Origin of the sequence: Corynebacterium sp. ACRQJ, from assembly GCF_022346045.1 — a bacterium.
Classification (GTDB): Bacteria; Actinomycetota; Actinomycetes; order Mycobacteriales; family Mycobacteriaceae; genus Corynebacterium; species Corynebacterium evansiae.
Genome location: NZ_JAKRMT010000038.1, coordinates 1 through 1,555, shown reverse-complemented (window position 1 = coordinate 1,555; position 1,555 = coordinate 1). Strand labels below are relative to the sequence as shown.

General features: G+C 57.9%; 1 pseudogene. It reads left to right on the top strand.

Annotated features, from left to right (window positions below):
* A pseudogene (locus MHX52_RS10265) lies at positions 1-1,247 on the top strand (hypothetical protein); the annotation flags it as partial.
* Positions 1,248-1,555: the final 308 nt, after the last annotated feature.

The window sequence follows — 1,555 nt, the reverse complement described above, 5'->3', positions numbered from 1 at the left end:
TCACCGACGCCGCCCAACGCGTCGCCGGCAACTACGAATCCGCAGGCACCCCAGTCCAACTCGCCGACAACGCCACCGACGGGTTCTACCTCGGCGAAGGCCTCTACCAAAGCACCCTGCCCATTAACCAAGAAAGCGGAGAAGACGGCGACGACAAGTGGTTCAGCATCAGCGTCCCCGAAGGCAAGAAGGCTAGGATTTCCGCTAACCTCGTACCAACTGGGTTCGAGGGCGGTGATGACGTTTATTACGGCATCCGGGTGGAATACAAGAACGACAGCTGCAGCGACGAGGGCGGTGGCTACTCCTCGAGCACAAACTGGCCGGATCCGCCTGAAGGCCAATCAACGACGATCGAACCCGCCGAAGACTGCGATCCCACCAAATACCGAGTGAAGCTCAACAGTGTTGGTTCACCATCCACCGGTGAGCTTCCAGTCGAAATCATGATCGGGTTTGAGCCCCAAGTCGATGGCTCTGAAGCCGGCCCGGAAAACGATCGCGAAATTCCGGAAGGCGACGACAAGGATAAAGTCAAGGTGCCGAGCACCTCCCCGAAGCCGACACCCGGCGGCAACTCCTACAACGATGCAACCGAAATCACTCCGGGCACTGTATCCGACACACTCGTCCCCGGTGAGACGAAGTTCTACCGCATGAACGTCGACTGGGGACAGCGCCCCCTCGCGGAAGTCGAGTTCGACAAGAAAAACACGGATAAATACCGCGGTGGTGAAATCCACATCGCTTCCCCTCGCCGCACAATAACCTCGAACCCTTGGTCCGAATCTCTGGACGAAGACGTTCTCGTCACCGCACGTGCTGTGGGAACGCCGTACGTTTTCTACCGCAACCGCGAAGAAAATGCGGCGCATCAGGAAGCTGCGGATGCTGGCCAATGGTACGTCATGGTCACCCTCGATGGAGGCAAAGACAACGGAATGCAAGCTAAAGACATCGAGTTCCGTCTGTCCACCGCTTTGGAAGGCAACAAGGTCGATGGACCGGAGTGGCGTCAGCCTCTAGAGCCCGGACCGGCACCCACCCCCGAGCCGCCAGGAACCAACGACAACGGCAACGGCGACGCGAAGGGCAGCAACTCTAGCGACGACGAGTCCGACGCCCAGGCCAAGGACATCGACAATGCCTCCCAGAGCAACACGATTCTGTACATCGGCCTGGGAATCCTGGCCCTCATTCTGATCGCAGCAGTGGCGGTTTACTTCACCGCCGTCCGCCGCAAGTAGTACCCGCTGTTACGGCTGCGGCTGCAACGACAGCAGCCACAGCGGCAGCCTCCAACGGTACAAAGTGCAAAGCCTCGCCGAATCTCTGGCGAGGCTTTGTTCGTGTTTTGGGGGCTTGTGTCCCCACACCGGGGGGATGCCGTCCCGCATTTGCACGAAAAAGAGAATGCTTTTCATGCGGGTCAGAGCTTTGTTTCCTAGTATTTTCTACACAACAAAATTCTTTTATCGGGAACTTTTTCCGCGCTGGGAACATTACGCGCCCGCGTTGCGTCCCACCCTTGTAAAACAAAACCTCGCAGTACTTA